The organism is Novosphingobium sp. CCH12-A3, from assembly GCF_001556015.1.
GTDB lineage: Bacteria > Pseudomonadota > Alphaproteobacteria > Sphingomonadales > Sphingomonadaceae > Novosphingobium > Novosphingobium subterraneum.
This window is the reverse complement of the sequence record NZ_LSIA01000041.1, coordinates 1-620: the sequence shown is the minus strand read 5'-3', so window position 1 is coordinate 620 and position 620 is coordinate 1. Positions and strand designations below refer to the sequence as shown.

Below are 620 nucleotides of genomic sequence, written 5' to 3'. Positions count from 1 at the left end.
TCCACTGTCATCTCCTCTACCACATGCATGCAGGGATGATGCGGGTCGTGAGCGTCCGTCCGAAGGGAGACGCGTAATGACCCGCATCCTCACGCCGCTGGTGAGCGCGATCGCCCTTTTCGCTGCCGCGCCCGCCTTTGCCCAGGATCATTCGATGCACGGCATGCCCGGCATGGCGCCGCCGGGCGAAGTGGCGCCGGCGCAGGAGAAGAAGAAGGACAAGGCCGCCGCCAGGCCGCGCGCTCAGACACCAGCGCCGGACGCCACCTCGGCGATGGACCATTCGCAGCACCAGGCCAGTCCTGCGCCGCAGGGAGATGCGGCCGGTCAGCCGCAACCCGCGTCTCCCGCGATGCCGGAGATGCCGGAGATGCCGGGTATGGACCATTCGCAGCATGGCCAGACAACGATGCCGGGAATGCCCGCCATGCCCGGCATGCAAATGACCGGCACGGCGCTTCCGGCCGGCAATGCGCCCCCGCCGCCTCCCCCAAGCGACCACTTCTCCGATCGTGATTTTCCCGGCGGCGAGATGGCGCGCTCGCGCGACATCATGATGAAGGATAGCGGCGGCAACAATTTCGGGCAGGTGCTGCTCAACCTGTTCGAGTATCAGGCGC

At 67.1% G+C, this 620-nt stretch carries 1 protein-coding gene and 1 pseudogene; both read left to right on the top strand.

Annotation, left to right across the window (positions count from 1 at the left end):
- On the top strand, window positions 1–77 hold a 77-nt coding region (locus tag AX703_RS28795), incomplete at its 5' end, for a multicopper oxidase domain-containing protein (protein ID WP_156451888.1).
- Window positions 77–620 (top strand): annotated as a pseudogene (locus tag AX703_RS03225) (copper resistance protein B); the annotation flags it as partial. The gene AX703_RS28795 and the pseudogene AX703_RS03225, both read left to right, overlap by 1 nt.